Source organism: Haloarcula sediminis (genome assembly GCF_035656455.1).
Taxonomy (GTDB): Archaea; Halobacteriota; Halobacteria; order Halobacteriales; family Haloarculaceae; genus Haloarcula; species Haloarcula sediminis.
In genome coordinates, this window is record NZ_JAYMGA010000005.1 from 260,408 (window position 1) to 277,584 (window position 17,177).

Consider the following 17,177-nt stretch of genomic DNA (forward strand, 5'->3'; position numbering starts at 1 on the left):
CTGATTCGGAAATTAAGGAACTATATATACAACTGTCGGAACTATATCCTCATTTATCATCGCTAACGGTTTCCGGACTGAACTGGGAGAACGGGCGCGTGTACTCGTTGCGGATGAGGTCCTCGTCGACGACTTCGAGTCCGATGTCGTTCAGGTCGCGACCGATACGGCTGAGGTCGTTGCCGTCGACGCCGACGACCTCGACGTGGACGTTGTCGGCGCCGGTCATCACTTCCTGAATGGCGACGACGCCGTCCACGTCGAGCGCCCGCTTGGCTATCTCCTCGCGCTCGTGAATCGGCGCCGTACAGACGATGAGCGTGTGGAGCTGGTACCCCGCGGCCTCGTAGTCCACGTCCACGTCGTACCCACGGATGACATCGGCCTCCTCCAGCTTGCTGATTCGGTTGCGAACAGTGCGGGCCGAGACATCCAGGGACTCGGCGATTTCGCTGGCTGACGTGTGGCGGGCGTCACCCTGGAGCGCGTGGATAATCTGTCGGTCGAGATCGTCTATCGGGTACTCCGAATCGGCCATGCCCTCCGTTTACGGGGCGTTGACACAAAAGTTCGTGATTCGAGCGGGACTCGCTCCCGGCGGCTTACCGCCCGAGTTCGGCGTGTGCCGAGGAGAGATGCCGCGAGGACAGCGCCGCCAGCAAGGAGAGCTCCCCCGCGAGGACGCCGGCGGCGATGACCTCCGCGAGCGCGTCGGCGTTGCTCCCGGCCGGGTCGCCCCCGCCGGCATACCCCAGCACGTCCAGGGCTTCGGACTGGGTCGGCAGCGAGGTGCCGCCGCCGACGGTCCCAACTTCCAGCGACGCCAGCGTGACAGAGGCGTAGAGCCCCTCTTCCCGGGCGTCGACGGTCGTGATGGTGTTCGAGCCCTCGACGACCTGGGCTGCGTCCTGGCCCAGCGCGAGGAAGGCGGCGGCGACGACGTTGGCCGCGTGGGCGTTAAAGCCCAGCGCGCCCGCCTTCGCCGAGCCGACCAGGTTCTTCCGGGTGTTTGCCTCCGCGATGGCCGCCGTCGTCGTGTCCAGGCGCTCCTCGACCTGCTCGTGGGGAATCAACACGTCCGCCGAGACCGTGCGGCCGCGGCCCTCGACGGCGTTGATGGCCGCGGGCTTCTTATCGGAACAGAGATTCCCGGAGAGGGCGACCAGATCCGCCGGCGTCTCGGCCTCGACGACTTCGCAGGCCGCCTCGGTGGCGATGGTGGCCATGTTCATCCCCATCGCGTCCTTGGTGTCGTAGGCGAATCGCAGGAAGACGCTGTCGCCGACGACGTAGGGTGTCACGTCCTGCAGTTCGCCGTGGCTCGTCGTCGACTCGGCGGCCTCGGCCAGCTCGTCGACGTGTTCGCGGACCCACGCGGACACCTCGCCGGCCTCGGCCACGTCCTCGACCCGGAAGACCGGCGCGCGCGTCATTCCGTTTTTGAGCACCCGTGCGGTCGCCCCGCCGGCGTGGCGAATCGTCGAGACCCCGCGGTTGACGGAGGCGAGCAGGGCGCCCTCCGTCGTCGCCAGCGGGAGGTAGTGGTCGCCCTCGGCCGCGCCGCCGTCGACGGGGAGGGGCCCGACGACGCCCATCGGAATCTGGGCGGCGCCGACCATGTTCTCGATGTTGGGCTCGGCGTCGGCCGCGTCGAAGGCGTAGTCGCCGACCGTGTCGAGGTCGGCACCAACTTCTTCCCGCAGGAGGTGACGACGGGCGGCGGCGGCCGTCTCCGCGTCGGCGTGGTCTTCGAGTTCATAGAGGCGCAGTTCCCCCTCGCGGACCCGCTCGGCGAGGGTCGCGGCGTCGGTGTCGGTCATACAGGTCGGTTGCGGGCCGGCCCCCTAACAGTTGCTCTTGGCGCTCAGGCGGGCGGCTGTGTGTCCCGTCGCCGGAGCCCATGTCCCACGGCAACACACACCATATCTTAACAAAACCCATCACTGACCCACGAATCTCCCCATCGTCGCATATTGAAGGCAAAATTTTTTCAATAGCGAGAACTGAACGAATAGTTACCCATAGGAGGGACACAATTGCCCGAAATGGAAACGGCTGGGTTCGAAACCGACCTCAGTCTCTTCAAATACGACAACCTCGAACAGCTCCCACCGGCCTACCGGGAGCTGGGGGCGGACGAACGGACCGAGCGCATCGAAGCGGCGCTCGAAGAACTGGGCGACGACGTGGTCGTTCTGGGCCACAACTACCAGCGCCGCGAGATCGTCGAACACGCGGACTTCATCGGGGACTCCTACCAGCTGTCGAAGGAGGCCGCCGCCGCCGACGCCGACTACGTCATCTTCGGCGGGGTGACGTTCATGGCCGAGTCCGCCGACATCATCACGGACGACTCGCAAAGTGTCATCCTCCCCTCGATGGAGGCGTCCTGCCCGATGGCCGGGATGGCCGAGGCACTCCAGGTCGACACCGCGTGGGCCGAACTCACCGCGGCGACCGACGAGGAGATCGTTCCCATCACGTACATGAACAGCTACGCCGACCTGAAGGCCTTCTGCGCCCAGCAGGGCGGGCTGGTCTGTACGTCCTCGAACGCCCACGAGGCCTTCGAGTACGCCTTCGAGCGGGGCGATAAGGTCCTCTTTCTCCCGGACAAGCACCTGGGTGAAAACACCGCCCACCGCCTGGGGCTGGAAGACGAAATCGTCGACTGGGACCCGTGGGACCCCGACGGGACGACCGCGGCCGAGGCCGTCGACAACGACGTCATCCTCTGGGAGGGCTACTGCCAGGTCCACGAGCGGTTCCGCGAGGCCCACATCGACCAGGTGCGAAAAGAGCACCCCGACGCCAACGTCATCGTCCACCCCGAGTGCCGCCGCGAGGTCGTCGAGGCGGCCGACGTGAGCGGGTCGACGGCGACCATCTGTGAGAAGGTCGCCGAGGCCGACCCCGGCGACACGTGGGCTATCGGCACCGAGATACATCTGACCCACCACCTCCAGCGGTGGCATCCCGAGGTGAACGTCGTCCCGCTCTGTGGCGACGCCTGCATGGACTGCAACGCGATGCGACAGATCGACCCGAACTACCTCGCGTGGGTGCTGGAGGAACTCGTCGAGGGACGGGAGCGCAACGTCATCGAAGTGGCCCCCGAGGAGAAGGAACTGGCCCAGGTCGCCCTCGACCGCATGCTGGAGATATAACCATGAGTGAAACGTCCGACGTGCTCGTCGTCGGCTCCGGCATCGCCGGGCTGGCGGCCGCACTGGGCGCAGTTCGTCAGGGCTGTGACGTGACCGTCGCGACCAAGGCGACGCGCCCGGAGGGTGCCTCCTCCTGGTGGGCCCAGGGGGGCATCGCCGTCTCCCGGGACCACCCCGAGCAGTTCAAACAGGACATCCTGACCGCGAGCGACGGCACCGCCGACCCCGAGGCCGTCGACGTGCTCGTCGAGAACGCCAACGACGCCGTCGAGGACGTATTGCTGGATACCTTAGAAGTCGAATTTGACCAGAACGGCGCCGACCTCGACTTCGCCCGCGAGGCCGCTCACACTGAAGACCGCATCCTCCACGTCGACGCCGCGACTGGCAGGCACATCCACGTCCCGTTCCTGAACTATCTGGGCGACCACGGCGACGTCGAGATACTGGACGACACCGCCGCGCTGGAACTGATTCGCCACGAGGGCCGCGTTCACGGCGCGATGCTCGAATCCGACGGCGAGGTCCGGCCCCACTACGCCGGGAGCGTCGTCCTCGCCACCGGCGGCATCGGCGAGCTCTACCCGCGGACGACGAACCCCGACATGGCCACCGGCGACGGTATCGCCATGGCCGCGCTGGCGGGCGCGGACGTGGAAGACATGGAGTACGTCCAGTTCCACCCGACAGTCGCAGTTCCCGGCGAGGCCGGACAGGCCTCGAAGCGAAGCGGTGAAACCACAGCGCACGACGGAGCCGGGGACGACGGTGTCTTCCTCGTCAGCGAGGCCGTCCGCGGCGAGGGCGCCCTGCTCAGAAACGGCGACGTCTCCAAGTCGGGAGACTCGGAGGCTCGGGAGACGGAGTCTCCCGGTGGCGAGCGGTTCATGCCGGCGTACCACGACGACGCCGAGCTCGCGCCCCGGGACGTGGTCGCCCGCGCGGTGGCTGCCGAACGCGAAGCGACGGGAGAGGTCCGACTCGATGTCTCGCCGCTCGATTTCGCCGGGGAGTTCCCCGGACTCGCACAGCGGTGTGAGGACCACGGCATCGACTACGAGCGAGGTATCCCGGTCGCACCGGCCGAACACTTCCTCTGTGGCGGGGTCGCGGTCGACGACCGCGGCCGGACCACGCTCGACAGGCTCTACGCCGTCGGGGAGTGTTCCCGGACCGGCGTCCACGGCGCCAACCGCCTGGCCTCGACCTCCCTGCTGGAAGGGCTGGTCTGGGGGCTCCGGGCCGGCGAGGACGCTGCCGGCAAGTCCGTCCAACCCATCGAGGCCCCGGACCTGCTGGAACGGGACCCCGACCTCCCCGACCGGTTCGCGGCCGACAAGATGCACCGGCTGCGCCGCGTGATGGACGAACAGCTCGGCGTGGAACGGGACCCCGACGAGCTCGGCCGGGCGATGGCGTCGCTGCGCCGGCTGAAAGGCGAGGTTGACGCATACGTTCGTACGCGCACGAGTCGGGCGCTGTACGAGCTCCGCAACGCCAGCGTGACGGCGCTGCTCGTGGCCCGACACGCCAGCGAGAACGACGAGTCCGTGGGGACCCACAACCTCGTCGGGAGCCCCCCGGAGCCCACCGCGGACTGATGATTACCGACGCCGATGTCGAGCGGTGGCTGCGGGAGGACGTGGGCCACCACGACGTGACCAACGACGTGCCCGGCGACACCGAGGGCCGGCTGGTGGCCAAGGAGGCCGGGACGATAGCCGGGCTGGACGCCGCGCGAGCGGTGTTTGACTATCTGGGCTGTGAGGTGCGGCGCACCCCGAAGCGAGGCGGTGGAACCGCCGAGCAGTTCGCCGATGGCGACCGAATCGAACCCGGTGACGCTGTCCTCGAAGTCGCGGGGCCCGCTCGCGACGTGCTGCGTGGCGAGCGCGTCGCCGTCAACGTCGTCGGCCACGCCTCGGGTATCGCCACGGAGACGGCGGCGGCCGTCGAGGCCGTCGGCGACCATGACACCGCTGTCGCCGGCACCCGCAAGACGACCCCCGGGCTCCGGGGCGTCGAGAAGCGCGCCGTCGCGGCCGGCGGCGGGGACACCCACCGGCTCGACCTCTCGCATATGGTGATGGTCAAGGACAACCACGTCGCGGAGATGGGGCTGGCGGGCGCTATCGACCACTTCCGCGAGCGGACCTCCTTCGCCACGAAACTCGACGTGGAGGTCGAGTCCGTCGAGGACGCCCCCAGAGCCGCCGAACTGGGCGCGGACATCGTCCTGCTCGACAACATGACCCCCGCCGAGACCGGGCGGGCAGTCGAACTCGTGACCGGGGCCGGCGGCGAGACGCTCACCGAGGCCAGCGGCGGTATCACGGTCGACTCGGTGCGGGACTACGCCGCGACCGGCGTCGACATCGTCTCGATGGGGTCGCTAACCCACTCAGCGCCGACGCTCGATCTGTCCTTTCGGACCGGGTAGCCACCGGACGCCGGGAAGCCTTTTCAGCCGGGACCGCCGACGGGACACCATGCCCGAGGACGTTCGCCACTGTGACGACCACGGCTTCTTCGAGGGCGCGGCGTGTCCGCGCTGTGGCGACGCCGCCGAGCAAATCGCCGACGGCGGCCGCCGCCGACAGCTCTCGAAGTTCATGTCGGGCGCCCTGCGGCACTTCCCGAACGACGCCGGGCTGGCTCTCGACGGGGCGGGCTGGACGCCGCTGCCGGTCCTCGTCGACGCCGTCGAGTCGAAGTACGACTGGGCCGACCGGGAGATAGTCGAGGGGGTCCTGGCGACGGACCCGAAGGGCCGGTTCGAACGCACCCCGGGGACCGGCGGCGAGCCAGACCGCGTCCGGGCGGCCTACGGCCACTCGGTCGAGGTGACCCTCGACGGCGGCGACGGGCCGATACCGGACACGCTCTATCACGGCACCGCGCCGCGGAACGTCGACGCTATCAGCGAAGAGGGGCTGCGACCGATGACCCGCCAGCAGGTCCACCTCTCGGAGACCGTCGAGACGGCGCGGGAGGTGGGCAGTCGCCACGCCAGCGAGCCCGTCGTCCTCGAAGTCGACGCGGCGGGAATGGAGCGGGACGGCCACGACATCGCAAAGCGTGGCGAGGCGACCTACACGACCGAGCGCGTCCCGCCGGCGTATCTCGGCCGACTGGAGAAGTAGTTACTCGACCAGCGGCTCGCCCGTCATCGCGTCGGGCCGGTCGACGTCGATGAGGTCAAGCATCGTGGGCGCGAGGTCGGCCAGCGTGCCGCCGTCGCGGGCCTCCAGCCCGGCCGCGGTCCCGTCCGGCGAGACGTAGATGAACGGCACCGGGTTCGTCGTGTGGGCGGTGTGGGGGTCGTCCTCGGTCCCCATGTCGTCGGCGTTGCCGTGGTCGGCACAGACGAGCACGTGGCCGCCGGCGTCGTGGATGGCCTCGACCAGTCGGCCCAGCTGCTCGTCGACGGCCTCGACGGCCGCGACGGCGGCGTCGAAGTCGCCGGTATGGCCCACCATGTCGGGGTTGGCGTAGTTCAGGACGAGGGCGTCCGGGTCGTCGGATTCGATAACCGAAACGGCGGTGTCGGTCACTCCGGCCGCGCTCATCTCGGGTTGGCGGTCGTAGGTAGGCACGTCCGGACTCTGGACGATTTCCCGGCGTTCGCCCTCGAACTCCACCTCGCGCCCGCCGTTGAGGAAGTAGGTGACGTGGGGGTACTTCTCCGATTCGGCCAGCCGCAGTTGCGTCAGCCCGGCCTCGGAGAGGACCTCGCCGTAGGTGTCGGCGGGCTGGTTCGGTGGGAAGGCGACCGGGAGGTCGAAGGTACTGTCGTACTGGGTCATCGTGACCATGCGGATGGTCGGGGGCTCGGTGTCGGCGCCCCAGGCGTCGGGCCGGATGTTCGCGAGCATCCGGGTGAGCTGGCGAGCGCGGTCCGACCGGAAGTTGAAGAAGATAGCGGCGTCGCCGTCGTCCATCCCCCCGTAGTCGCCGACGACGGTCGGCTCGATGAACTCGTCGGTGGTGTCGCGGGCGTACGATTCGGTGGCGGCAGTGACGGCCGTTTCGACCTCGTGGTCCCCCTCGGCGTCGACGACGGCGTCGTAGGCCCGGCGGGTCCGCTCCCAGTTCTGGTCGCGGTCCATCGCGTAGTACCGGCCCGTCACCGTCGCGACATGGCCGGTGCCGTGTGTCTCGGCGTGAGCGGCCAGCTCGGAGAGATACCCCTCGCCGCCCCTGGGCGAGGTGTCGCGGCCGTCGGTGAAAGCGTGGGTCACGGCGTCGGTCCCACGCTCGTCGGCGAGTTCGATGAGCGCGTGGAGGTGGTCCTGATACGAGTGGACGCCGCCGTCCGACACGAGGCCCATGAAGTGGACCTTGCCGTCGTTGGTCTCGGCGTAGTCGAAGGCGGAGAGAAGCTCGTCGTTCTCGAAGAAGGGCGGGTCCTGATCGTCGCCGTCCGGCGGGCTATTGCCGCGCGAGCGGGCGACGGCGTCCGAGACCCGGGCCGAGTCCTGCTTGACGACGCGGCCGGCGCCGATGTTGAGGTGGCCGACCTCGCTGTTGCCCATCTGGCCTTCGGGCAACCCGACCCGGCGGCCGTGTGTCGAAAGCGTCGAGTCCGCGCCGGCCTCGCGGTACCGGTCGAAGCTCGGTGTCTCGGCCGCGGCCACGGCGTCCCGCGCGTTCTCGTCCGGATTCAGCCCCCAGCCGTCGAGGATTACGAGCCCGACTTGCATATCCGAACGGTCACACGAACGGGGTAATAGCCCTTCGGTCCGGAGGGCTCGCTCTCACCTTCGATACCGGGAACCCGGAGGTTAAGAGGGTGGCCCGTCACCCTACTGGCATGACGCGAAACATCCTCTCGGACGATCTGGCCGACAGCATCGTCACGACAGCGCGGACGGCGACGGGCGACTCGCTGCGGTCGGTGACCTACTTCACGCGGGCGAACTTCGAGCAGCTCTATCTCCGGGAGGACTTACAGCGGGACGCGGACCTCAACGACTTCGTCGGTCACGAGTGGCAGGGGTACAAACAGACCAAGAACGCCTACCAGGAGTCCGAACTCGGCGACTACCGGTTCACCGTCCGGGCCTTCGAGAACGGCTACCTGCTCCGGGCGACCACGGACCGCCAGGGCGTGCTCATCACCACCGACGGCCTCTCGATGAGCTCCTACGAGGAGATCGCCGAGGCCATCGAGCGGCTCCTGCAGGAGTCGGGCAAGGAGTAGTCACAGCAGATTCAGGAGCCAGTTCGCGGCGTTGAGCGCGACCAGCAGGGCACCTTCCAGCCGGCCGAGCGTTTCTTCGGTGTAGAACAGTACCAGAACGAGCACGGTAGTACCCAGCAGCCACGCCGCCCCCTCGACGCCGGCGGGGGAGACGGACAGCGGCTGAACAACGGCGGCCAGCCCGAGCACGCCGAGCGCGTTGAAGATGCAGCTACCGACCAGATTCCCCGCCGAGATACCCGTCCGTCCGGCCCTGGCGGCGGCCAGCGAGGTGGCAAACTCCGGCAGCGAGGTGCCCGCGGCGACGATTGTGAGCCCGATGACCCACTCGGAGATGCCGGCGGCCCGCGCGATGTCGGCGGCGGAACCGACAAGCAGGTGCCCGCCGCCGACGACCAGCGCGAGGCCGACGAGCAATCGGAGGGCGTCGGGCGGGTGGAACGGGTCGGCCGCTGTCGTCGCACCCTCCGAGCCGGCGCGGGCGAGCACGACCAGATACACAAGCAGCGTCCCGAACAGCAGCGCGCCCTCGGCCGCGGAGAGGCGACCGTCAACGGCGACGACGAGCAAGAGCGCGGTCGAAGCGACAAGCAGGAGGCCGTCCCGTCGGACGAGCGTCCGGGTCGTCGCCATGGCCCGGACCAGCGCGACGCCGCCGAGGATAAAGCCCAGGTTCAGGATGTTGGAGCCGACGACGTTGGCCACGGAGATGTCCGACTGGCCGGCCAAGGCGGCGTCTATCGTCACCGCGAACTCCGGGGCCGAGGTGCCGAAGGCGACGACGGTGAGCCCGACGACGAGCCCCGGGACGCCGAGCCGACGGGCGACCCGCGAGGCCCCGGTGACGAACTGGTCGGCGCCGAACCACAGCGCGACGACGGCGACGCCGACGTAGAGCACGTCAAAGAGGACCATCAGTCGCCCCCGACGGGACGGCGTGGACGCAGTTGCGGTGGCACTGCTGTAGCATAGCGACAGGACGCCCCTAACTGTTCCCCCAGCCCACCAGAGTTATACCGACACCGGCGAACCCACGCACATGACGCTGGACCCGGTGCACGTCGACGGAATCGCCCAGCTGGCCGGTCAGGTAGGGGCGACCGTCGAGACGAGCGACCAGGGCGCCGCCGCCGAGGACGTGTGGGCGTCGTTTCTCGACCCGCTGTACGACACCGACGGCCGCGAGATACTCGTCCCGCTGGGCGAGCAACGCCGCCGGAAAGTCCCCATCGAGGACATCGCCCTTGAGGACCCGCCGTTCCCGACCCAGCACGGCCTGGACTCGGGCACCATCAACCCGACGACGTTCAAGAACGGGCTAGTACTGGACGTGGCCCAGGCCGCGATGAGCGCGACGCCCTCGGACGTTGACCTCCACCGCGGCCGGACCATCATCATGGCGGTCCACTCGAACGACGCGACGCTTACCTTCGACGACGAGTGGCGGGCCGACGACCGCGGCTACGCCCGTCGCAGAGTGCTCGACGCCCCCCAGGTCGACCGCTTCGAGCAACGGGTCGTCCACGCGCTGGCACTGTATCTGACCGAGAGCGAACACGCCCTTCTGAACGCCGACGCCGTCGAGGACCTGTTCGTGCTCGATGGCCCCATCTACCCCACCGGCCTGCTCCGGTGGGCCGACCGGGACAGCGAACTCGCCGACCTGCTGGCCGAGGACGACCGGCCCAAGTCCGTCGTGGGCAACTACGTCGAACTCGTCGAGCGGTTCGTCGAACGGGACATCCCCATGGTCGGGTTCGTAAAGAGCTCCTCGCGCAAACCTCTGACCCGCGTCGTCCGCAGGAAGACGGCGGCGCCCTGGAACAGCGACAGCGCCTTCTTCCGTCACATACTCGAACGCCGGGACGGCGAGCGACTGACGGACGCGCTGACCTGTACCAACTGGTTCCGCTCGCGGGCGGGCACCGACGGCATGCTGGCCGCCGACGGCGACGCGCTGGGCATCGACCGCGAGCTCGACCCCGAGGCCTACGAAGTGACCTTCTTCGTCGTCTACGACCCCCGAACCGACCTCGTCTTCCGGGTGGAAGCGCCCTACGCGTTCACGAAAGACCCCGAGTGCCGGGACCGGCTCACGCGCCAGCTGTTACACGACGTGGCCGCCGAACAGGGACCGCCCCTGGCGGTCGCGAAGGCCGACGAACTCGCCAGCATCGACCGCCAGGGCAGCGAGGAGCTCACCCGCCGCATCGAGCGGGAGTTCGGGATGGACCGCGACGCCTCCTACAACGACCTCCGCTGGGGCGCCATCGAGGAGAAGTTCTAGGCGTCGGCGGGCTGTTCGACCGTAATGTCGACCTCGCGTTCGGGGACGCCCAGCCGGGCGAACTGGGTGCGGATGTGGTCTTTCGCGGCCGACAGCGCCGCCGTCTGGTCCGGGAACCCACGGGGCGCCGGTGACTCGAAGGCGACCCGGAGGTCGCGGTCGCCGATGGTCTGTGGTTTCCCCCCGCTCTCGACCTCGTAGAAGGCGTCACACACCCAGACGTAGGGGGACCCCTCCTCGGGCGCTCCGCGGTACGACGGCGGCGCTTCGCCGGGTTCGTACAGCGTCCCGGTCAGCCCGGCCTCGCCCGCAGTGCCGGAAACGAGTAACATAACTGGACGTAGGTTGCCGACCGGCAAAAGCGTCACTGCCCCTAGACAGCACGCAGTGTCAGAACTCACAGTCGACGACGACCGGCAGGTGGTCCGACGCGTAGTGGTCGTCGTCGCGGTCGGTGACGGACGACCAGCCGGTGACAGCGGCGTCGTCGCTGAGGAAGACGTGGTCGATACCCATCCCCGGCAGCAGGTCCTCGAAGTCGGTCCGGGTCGTCGTCGGGCCGTGACGGCTCGACACCAGCTCGCGGCTGTCGCGGAGCCGGCGCCCGCCACCCAGGTCGTAGCCGCTGGCGGCGGCGTGGGCCGGCCCGCCGACGACGCAGTTGAAGTCCCCGCAGACGACGACCGCCTCGTCGTCGACGAGAGCAGCCAGCCGCGAAAGGGCCAGCGCGATGCCCTCCCGCCGGGCGCGCTCGCCGTGGTGGTCCAGATGGGTGTTCAGCACGACCAGGTCGCGGTCGGCCTCGGGCTCGCGCAGGCGGACCCAGGTCGCGACCCGCGGGTGGCGGGCGTCCCAGCCGACGGACCCCGCCGTCTCCGGCGTCTCCGAGAGCCAGAACGTGTCGGTCCCCTCGACGGTAAAGCGGCGCCGCCGGTAGCCGACGGCGGTGTGTTCCCCGCTCGGTGCGGCCGTATCGCGGGCGTCGCCGACCCACTCGTAGCCCGGGAGCATGGTCTCTAGCTCGCGGAGCTGGTGGGTCATCGCTTCCTGAACGCCCACCACGTCCGGGTCGTGGTACCGGATGGTGTCGGCCACCAGCCGCCGGCGGTGGGCCCAGTTGTGGACGCCGTCCGCCGCGGTGTCGTAGCGGACGTTGAACGACATCAGCCGCACCGGGTTCATGTGGGTCGCTCTGTGGGCCAGAAGGGTAAGCGTTCCACTTCCGCCGTGCCGGGGAAAGGTGTTAATCCCCGGCTACCGTGGGTGGCTGTATGTCCGACCTCGGGGATTTCACTGACTTCGACGGCGGGGGCGACGAGAGCGACGAGTCCGTCGCGAGCGACGACGGCGCCAGCGGGGACGCTCAGCCCGCCACCGACGACGACTTCCAGAGCGTGGACGTGGCGCCGGCCGGGACCGACAGCGGGCTGGGGGTCCTCTCGGCGGCCGACGGGCTCCGGATCAGCGAGGACGACGACGAGTGCAATCTCCGGGCCTACGTCACCGTCCAGAACCGCTCGCGGGTCCGTCTGGGGAAGTACCTCCTGGTTCCGTATCCCGACGGTGAGCGGCTCTTCTGTCGCATCTCGGCCCTGGAGTACGCCCAGGAGTTCCGCGCCGACGACGCCACCGAAATCCACGCCCGCCGCGCGATGCGGGAGTCGAGCATCGACGAGCAGGACTTCAAGTTCATGGCGTCGCTGGACCCCATCGCGGTCCTCTATTCAGACGACGGCGATCTCAAACGGCGGATGACCGACCGCGTCCCCAAGCCCGAGACCGTCGTCCGCGAGGCGACGGACAAATCCGAAATCAAGACCGGGCTGAAGATTCCCGAGGACGGCGTCTTTCTGGGCCACCTCTCCGTCGGCGGCGAGAAGGTCAGGACCGGCGCCCAGCCCCCCACCATCGACTACCGGCTGAAAGACGACTACGAGTCGGGCGACCCGCTCGTCTTCCGGCACACGCTGGTGGCCGGCGGCACCGGCTCCGGGAAGACCCACAGCTCGAAGAACGTCCTCCGGCAGTATCTCGGGCGGACCTACGAGATGGGCGACGGGCGCACGCCCGAACTCGCCGTCGTCCAGTTCGACCCCCAGGACGAGTACGCCCAGATGCACGACGACAACCCGAAGATGACCGACGAGTTCGCCCGTCGCTGCGAGCGCGAGGGGGTCAAGACCGGCGGTCACGACGACACCATCGCGTTCGTGCCGAAGGTCGCGGGCGCCGAGTACAGCGCCAGCCACCACCGCGCCGAGCAGGTCGAGTTCACCATCCCCTTCTCGCTTGTCCACTCGAACCCGTGGCTCATCGCCGGCTCCAGCCTCAACGACAACCAGTACGGCGCCCTCGTCAACACCCTGCTCCCGCGGTTCAAGCGGGAGTTCGGCCGGGGCGGCACCTACGACCAGTTCACGACCTTCCTGTCAGACCCCGCGCTCAAGGAGGAACTCGACGAGACCGGCGACATCCACGAGGCCACCTTCGACGCCGTGAAACGGCGGGTCCGGGGCTTCGGCGGCGTCTTCGACCAGGACGCCCGCCCCATCACCGACCAGATATCCCAGCTCGTGCGGGCCGGCGGGCTGACCGTGATTCCCACCTACCACATCACGGACTCCCGAACGGCCTCGACCATCGTCCTCGCCGTGTCGAGCCTGCTCATCGACCAGAAACTGTCGAACGACCCCGCCTACGACCGCATCAAGGAGACGCCCCTCGTTTTGGGGATGGACGAGGCCCACAACTTCCTCACCGACGCCGACAGCGTCCAGGGCCGGAAGGTCATCGGGAAGTTCACGGAGGCCGCAAAGCAGGGCCGCAAGGAGCGGCTCGGGCTCTATCTCATCACGCAGGACCCACAGGACATCGCCGACCCCGTGTTCAAGCAGATCAACACCACGATGGTGCTGAACCTGGGCGACGAGGACGCGATCAAGGCCGTCAACATCCCGAACAACCTGGAGTCGAAGGTCCCCTACATGGAGAAGGGTCAACGGGTGGTGTACTCGCCGGACAACTCCGAACCCGTCGAGCTCATCGGGCTCTCGACGTGTGTGACCCGGCACGGCCGGGAGTAGCGCGGCGCTGACGCAGCGAAGCACCGCGTACCGGAGGAGAATAGCGACCCGCGACGGAGTAGTGAGGAATCGACCGCAGGGAGATCCCTCGACGGAGCGGCGACCATCGGGAGCCACGGAGCAGCAGCGAGGCGGGCTCGGTTCTCCCGCGACAGCGACGATGGAAAGAATCATCCGTCGTAGTCGTCTCTCATCCTGACATGAGCGGGTCATTCGGTCGGGTCAAGCGCACAGCGACGGGGGCCGTCGACCGGAACCTCACGAAGATAATCGGCATCTCGACGGGGCTCATCGCGGTCAACATCCTGGCGATGCTGGCGCTGTCGTTCGTCCCGTCAGTCGTCGGTCTGGGTTCGGTCCTGTTCGGGAACTTCTTCATCGGCATCGCCGTCTTCGCGGTCACCGTCGGTGGCGGTTCGTGGGTCGCGAGCAAGGGGACCCAGCGCGGGAGTCTCCCGCTGGCGGGGGTCGGCGTCACGCTGACACAGCTCGGCTACGCCCTCTTCGGCGCGACGGCGCTCGGCCTCGCGGCCGCTGCCCTTCGCCTCCTCGCCATCGGCATCTCCGTTGTCGTCACCGGCGCCATTACCGCCGCGGTAGCGTACATCGTGTTCACGACGGGCAGGGACTTCTCCAGCTGGCAGAACTACTCCTTTTACCTGTTTATCGGCGGCTTCGCCCTCGGCGCCGTCGGCTTCTTCATCTTCCAGCCGCTCATCCTGCTTGCCAGTCTCGTCTTCTTTGCCGCCTTCGTCGTGAGCCTGGCCTACGAGATATGGGCGGTCAAGGAGAACCGCTACGCGAGCGACCTCCGCAACGCTATCGGCATCTACGCCGCCGTCATGGGCGTGTTCGTCAACGTCCTCATCTGGGTGCTTCGCATCCTCGAACTGCTCGACGCCTGACCGAAATGGTTGCAGCGATGGTGTTTAGTTAGGAGCATTAGTGTTCCAACAGCCAGAAAGGGGCGGCCGCGTGACGGCGAAGCCGCCACGTTTTCCGAGGTCGGCTATGCCGACCTCGCTTGCTACACCAAGGCGGGCGACGTAAGCACTGGACTGAGCGTAGCGAAGGAAGGGCGCAGCGAGTCCCCCGAGTGTAGCTGGCCGGGGCTTTCTGGCTGTTCGCGGTCCAATTCGCTAAGTAAACACGGCCGGTACAGCGGGCCGAAGATTCAAGCCCGCAGCCGCTGCCATAATACGTATGCCAAACCGGATTCTCGTCCCGGTCGACGGTTCCGAACAGGCCAGAGCGGCCGCCAAGTTCGCGGCCGAGACCTTCACCGACGACGCGCTGGTGCTCCTGCACGTCATCAACCCCGCCGAGGCCGGCTACAGCGCGCAGGCGTCGGTCCCCTCCTTCTCGGAGGAGTGGTACAAACAGCGACAGACCGAGGCCGAGGATCGGTTCGACGAACTCGAAAGCGTCGTCCGCAGGGCCGGCGTCGGGACCGTCGAGACGGTCATCGAGGTCGGCCGGCCGACCAAGACCATCGTCGACTACGCCGACGACAACGACATCAGCCAGATCGTGATGGGGAGTCACGGCCGCTCGGGCATGTCCCGCATCCTGCTGGGCAGCGTCGCCGAAACCGTCGTCCGGCGGGCGACTGTTCCGGTGACCGTCGTGCGGTGAGACAGCGGGCGTCCGGGCGGCCATGCTATCGAGTCCCCGTATGCGGCTGGACTGCCACGTCGGCGTGCTAAAACCGGCTGGATTGCCGCGTCGGCGTGGGAGAGCGCGGCTGAACTGCCGCGCTCACACGTGCCGCGGCCGGCCGAATTGCCGGCCTCAGGCGTGCCTGATGATGTAAACGTCGTACCCCGGGTCCTCGGAGACCGGGGCGCCAACGCTCGACACCGGCGAGGAGACGCGGCCGGCGTTCTCGCTGCCGATGAAGACGACGGAGGCGTCGACCTCGTGGGCGATCGCGCGGATGGTCCGAGTCACGTCGGTCGTGATAGAGGCCATCGAACTCACGTCCTCGGGGACTTCGTAGCGGAACTTGGCTTCGGGGGCGATGTCGGCGACGCGCTCGCGGAACCGCTCGGCGACGGCGTCGGGGTCGAACGGCTCCTCGGCGTCGACCCAGTTCCGCGAGAGCGCGTACTCCGGCTGGTCGGGCACGACTGTCAGCGCGAGCACGTCCTCGCCGGTGAACTCCGAAAAGTCCGTGGCGCGTTCGAGGGCGGCTTCCGAGAGCTCCGAACCGTCGAATGGGACGAGCAATGTCATGTCAGAGCGTTCGCCGGTCGGCCGGATAAATGATTGTTTCGCCGCACATCTCGATAGGCGGGTGTTGTCAACTCCCCGGGGACCACTCACCCGGTGACCGTCAGAAGATGTTGGCCTGCTGGTAGACGCTGATGCCGTCCATCGTTATCTCGTAGGGTTTGGTCTCGCGGGAGTGGTTGGCGTTGCGTATCTTCTGTATCTCGACGGCGAGTCGGGTCTCCCGGGTCTCAGAGCGGACATACTGGAGGACAAAGACCGCGTCGGTCAGGTACTCGATGATGCCGTGGCGGGAGGCGTAGGGGTTGTCCTCGCTGGCCTCGGAGGTAAGCATCGTCGTGACGCCGGCGGCCTTCAGCGACCGGGTGAAGTCGAACACCTCGGTGCGGCGGTTGGCGGGGTTGTCGTACATCATCTCCAGCAGGGAGACGGAGTCGAGGACGAGGCGGTCGGCGTCGAAGTCCTCGATGAGGCCGGGGAGCTCGCCGCGGATGTTGTCGAGGCTGTTTGCCATCTCGACCGGGTCCAGGTCGACGACGGCAAGCTGGTCGTTGTCCTCGTACTTGTCGAACTCCCAGTCGCGGTCGTTGGCGGTGTCCATGATCGCCGCGTGGGACTGTTCGAGCGTGATGAAGACGCAGTTCTCGCCTGTCTCCAGCCCGTGGTGGAGAAACTGCAGCCCGAAGGTGGTCTTCCCGGTCCCCGCTGAGCCGATGGCGACGATGAGGTGGCGACGCGGAATGCCGCCCTGTATCATCCGGTCTAACCCCTCGATCCCCACGTCGATGCGGGGGATGTCGGAGTCGAAGTCCTCGTCCTCGAACTCGGTGCCGGAACCGCCACCGTCGCCGGGACTGCCGGCGGACTCGAACGCCGTCGCGAAGTCGTCGCCAAAGAGGCTCCCGTCGTCGTCGGCATCCGACTCACCGTCGTCAAAGGGACTCCCGCCGCCGTCGTCGTCAAACGGACTTCCATCGTCGTCGTCGAACGGACTCCCGTCACCATCGTCGTCAAACGGACTTCCATCGTCATCGTCGAACGGACTCCCGCCGTCGTCAGCAGTGTCGGCCGCGTCCGCGAACGGTGAACCATCCCCCGCGTCGTCGGACGGCGGCTCGCGGTCGTCGGTCTCATCGTCGACCCCGTCTTCGAACGCACTCTCGAACCAGTCGTCGTCACGGTCGTCCTCGCCGTCGCTCATTCGC

General features: G+C 67.9%; 17 protein-coding genes. 9 read left to right on the forward strand and 8 right to left on the reverse strand.

The window, feature by feature from the left end; all coding sequences use genetic code 11:
• Positions 1 to 49: 49 nt before the first annotated feature.
• Entirely contained in the window at positions 50 to 538 is a 489-nt protein-coding gene (locus VJ162_RS10420; RefSeq protein WP_324664074.1) for an Lrp/AsnC family transcriptional regulator, read from the reverse strand.
• A gap of 64 nt (positions 539 to 602) precedes the next feature.
• On the reverse strand, positions 603 to 1,820 hold the full coding sequence (hmgA, locus tag VJ162_RS10425) for a hydroxymethylglutaryl-CoA reductase (NADPH) (protein WP_324664075.1): 1,218 nt from the start codon (positions 1,818 to 1,820) through the stop codon (positions 603 to 605).
• Positions 1,821 to 2,045: 225 nt separating this feature from the next.
• Here hmgA and nadA point away from each other — a divergent pair, with 225 nt between their 5' ends.
• From nadA to VJ162_RS10445, 4 genes are read left to right on the forward strand one after another with little or no spacing between them, the layout of a single operon-like run.
• Complete coding sequence (nadA, locus tag VJ162_RS10430; RefSeq protein WP_324664076.1) at positions 2,046 to 3,167, forward strand: quinolinate synthase NadA; 1,122 nt, start codon at positions 2,046 to 2,048, stop codon at positions 3,165 to 3,167.
• A gap of 2 nt (positions 3,168 to 3,169) precedes the next feature.
• A complete protein-coding gene (locus VJ162_RS10435; RefSeq protein ID WP_324664077.1) occupies positions 3,170 to 4,768 on the forward strand; it encodes an L-aspartate oxidase in 1,599 nt (532 codons plus the stop codon).
• Positions 4,768 to 5,607 carry a carboxylating nicotinate-nucleotide diphosphorylase gene (gene nadC, locus VJ162_RS10440; protein ID WP_324664079.1) on the forward strand — a complete coding sequence of 280 codons (840 nt, stop codon included), beginning with the start codon at positions 4,768 to 4,770 and terminating at the stop codon, positions 5,605 to 5,607. Before VJ162_RS10435 ends, nadC begins: the two co-directional genes overlap by 1 nt.
• A 49-nt stretch (positions 5,608 to 5,656) precedes the next feature.
• Positions 5,657 to 6,310, forward strand: a complete 654-nt coding sequence (locus VJ162_RS10445; protein ID WP_324664082.1) for an RNA 2'-phosphotransferase — start codon at positions 5,657 to 5,659, stop codon at positions 6,308 to 6,310.
• Here the strand turns inward: VJ162_RS10445 and gpmI are convergent, their stop codons facing one another.
• Entirely contained in the window at positions 6,311 to 7,870 is a 1,560-nt protein-coding gene (gpmI, locus tag VJ162_RS10450; RefSeq protein ID WP_324664085.1) for a 2,3-bisphosphoglycerate-independent phosphoglycerate mutase, read from the reverse strand.
• Positions 7,871 to 7,980: 110 nt separating this feature from the next.
• Between gpmI and VJ162_RS10455 the strand changes: the two genes are divergently transcribed.
• On the forward strand, positions 7,981 to 8,370 hold the full coding sequence (locus tag VJ162_RS10455; protein WP_324664087.1) for a DUF7522 family protein: 390 nt from the start codon (positions 7,981 to 7,983) through the stop codon (positions 8,368 to 8,370).
• On the opposite strand, the gene VJ162_RS10460 is transcribed toward VJ162_RS10455, so the two are convergent.
• Entirely contained in the window at positions 8,371 to 9,285 is a 915-nt protein-coding gene (locus VJ162_RS10460; RefSeq protein WP_324664089.1) for a sodium:calcium antiporter, read from the reverse strand.
• Positions 9,286 to 9,409: 124 nt separating this feature from the next.
• Between VJ162_RS10460 and VJ162_RS10465 the strand changes: the two genes are divergently transcribed.
• The gene (locus tag VJ162_RS10465; protein WP_324664090.1) at positions 9,410 to 10,657 is read left to right on the forward strand and encodes a DNA double-strand break repair nuclease NurA; all 1,248 of its coding nucleotides are present in this window, start codon (positions 9,410 to 9,412) and stop codon (positions 10,655 to 10,657) included.
• Here VJ162_RS10465 and VJ162_RS10470 read toward each other — a convergent pair.
• Both VJ162_RS10470 and VJ162_RS10475 read right to left on the reverse strand, forming a co-directional pair.
• Positions 10,654 to 10,989 (reverse strand): DUF7113 family protein, encoded by a 336-nt coding sequence (locus VJ162_RS10470; RefSeq protein ID WP_324664093.1) that lies wholly within the window; start codon positions 10,987 to 10,989, stop codon positions 10,654 to 10,656. The genes VJ162_RS10465 and VJ162_RS10470 overlap by 4 nt on opposite strands.
• 58 nt (positions 10,990 to 11,047) lie before the next feature.
• Positions 11,048 to 11,839 (reverse strand): endonuclease/exonuclease/phosphatase family protein, encoded by a 792-nt coding sequence (locus tag VJ162_RS10475; RefSeq protein ID WP_324664095.1) that lies wholly within the window; start codon positions 11,837 to 11,839, stop codon positions 11,048 to 11,050.
• 89 nt (positions 11,840 to 11,928) lie between these two features.
• Here VJ162_RS10475 and VJ162_RS10480 point away from each other — a divergent pair, with 89 nt between their 5' ends.
• The 3 genes from VJ162_RS10480 (at position 11,929) to VJ162_RS10490 (ending at position 15,375) form a co-directional block, all read left to right on the forward strand.
• Positions 11,929 to 13,740, forward strand: a complete 1,812-nt coding sequence (locus VJ162_RS10480; RefSeq protein WP_324664097.1) for an ATP-binding protein — start codon at positions 11,929 to 11,931, stop codon at positions 13,738 to 13,740.
• A 200-nt stretch (positions 13,741 to 13,940) separates the two neighbouring features.
• Positions 13,941 to 14,645, forward strand: coding sequence for a Bax inhibitor-1 family protein (locus tag VJ162_RS10485; protein WP_324664099.1), 705 nt, complete (start codon positions 13,941 to 13,943; stop codon positions 14,643 to 14,645).
• A 298-nt stretch (positions 14,646 to 14,943) separates the two neighbouring features.
• Positions 14,944 to 15,375, forward strand: coding sequence for a universal stress protein (locus VJ162_RS10490; protein ID WP_324664102.1), 432 nt, complete (start codon positions 14,944 to 14,946; stop codon positions 15,373 to 15,375).
• 156 nt (positions 15,376 to 15,531) lie between these two features.
• On the opposite strand, the gene VJ162_RS10495 is transcribed toward VJ162_RS10490, so the two are convergent.
• Both VJ162_RS10495 and VJ162_RS10500 read right to left on the reverse strand, forming a co-directional pair.
• On the reverse strand, positions 15,532 to 15,975 hold the full coding sequence (locus VJ162_RS10495) for a universal stress protein (protein WP_324664104.1): 444 nt from the start codon (positions 15,973 to 15,975) through the stop codon (positions 15,532 to 15,534).
• Between the two features lie 100 nt (positions 15,976 to 16,075).
• Positions 16,076 to 17,173 (reverse strand): KaiC domain-containing protein, encoded by a 1,098-nt coding sequence (locus VJ162_RS10500; RefSeq protein WP_324664106.1) that lies wholly within the window; start codon positions 17,171 to 17,173, stop codon positions 16,076 to 16,078.
• Between the last annotated feature and the right edge of the window lie 4 nt (positions 17,174 to 17,177).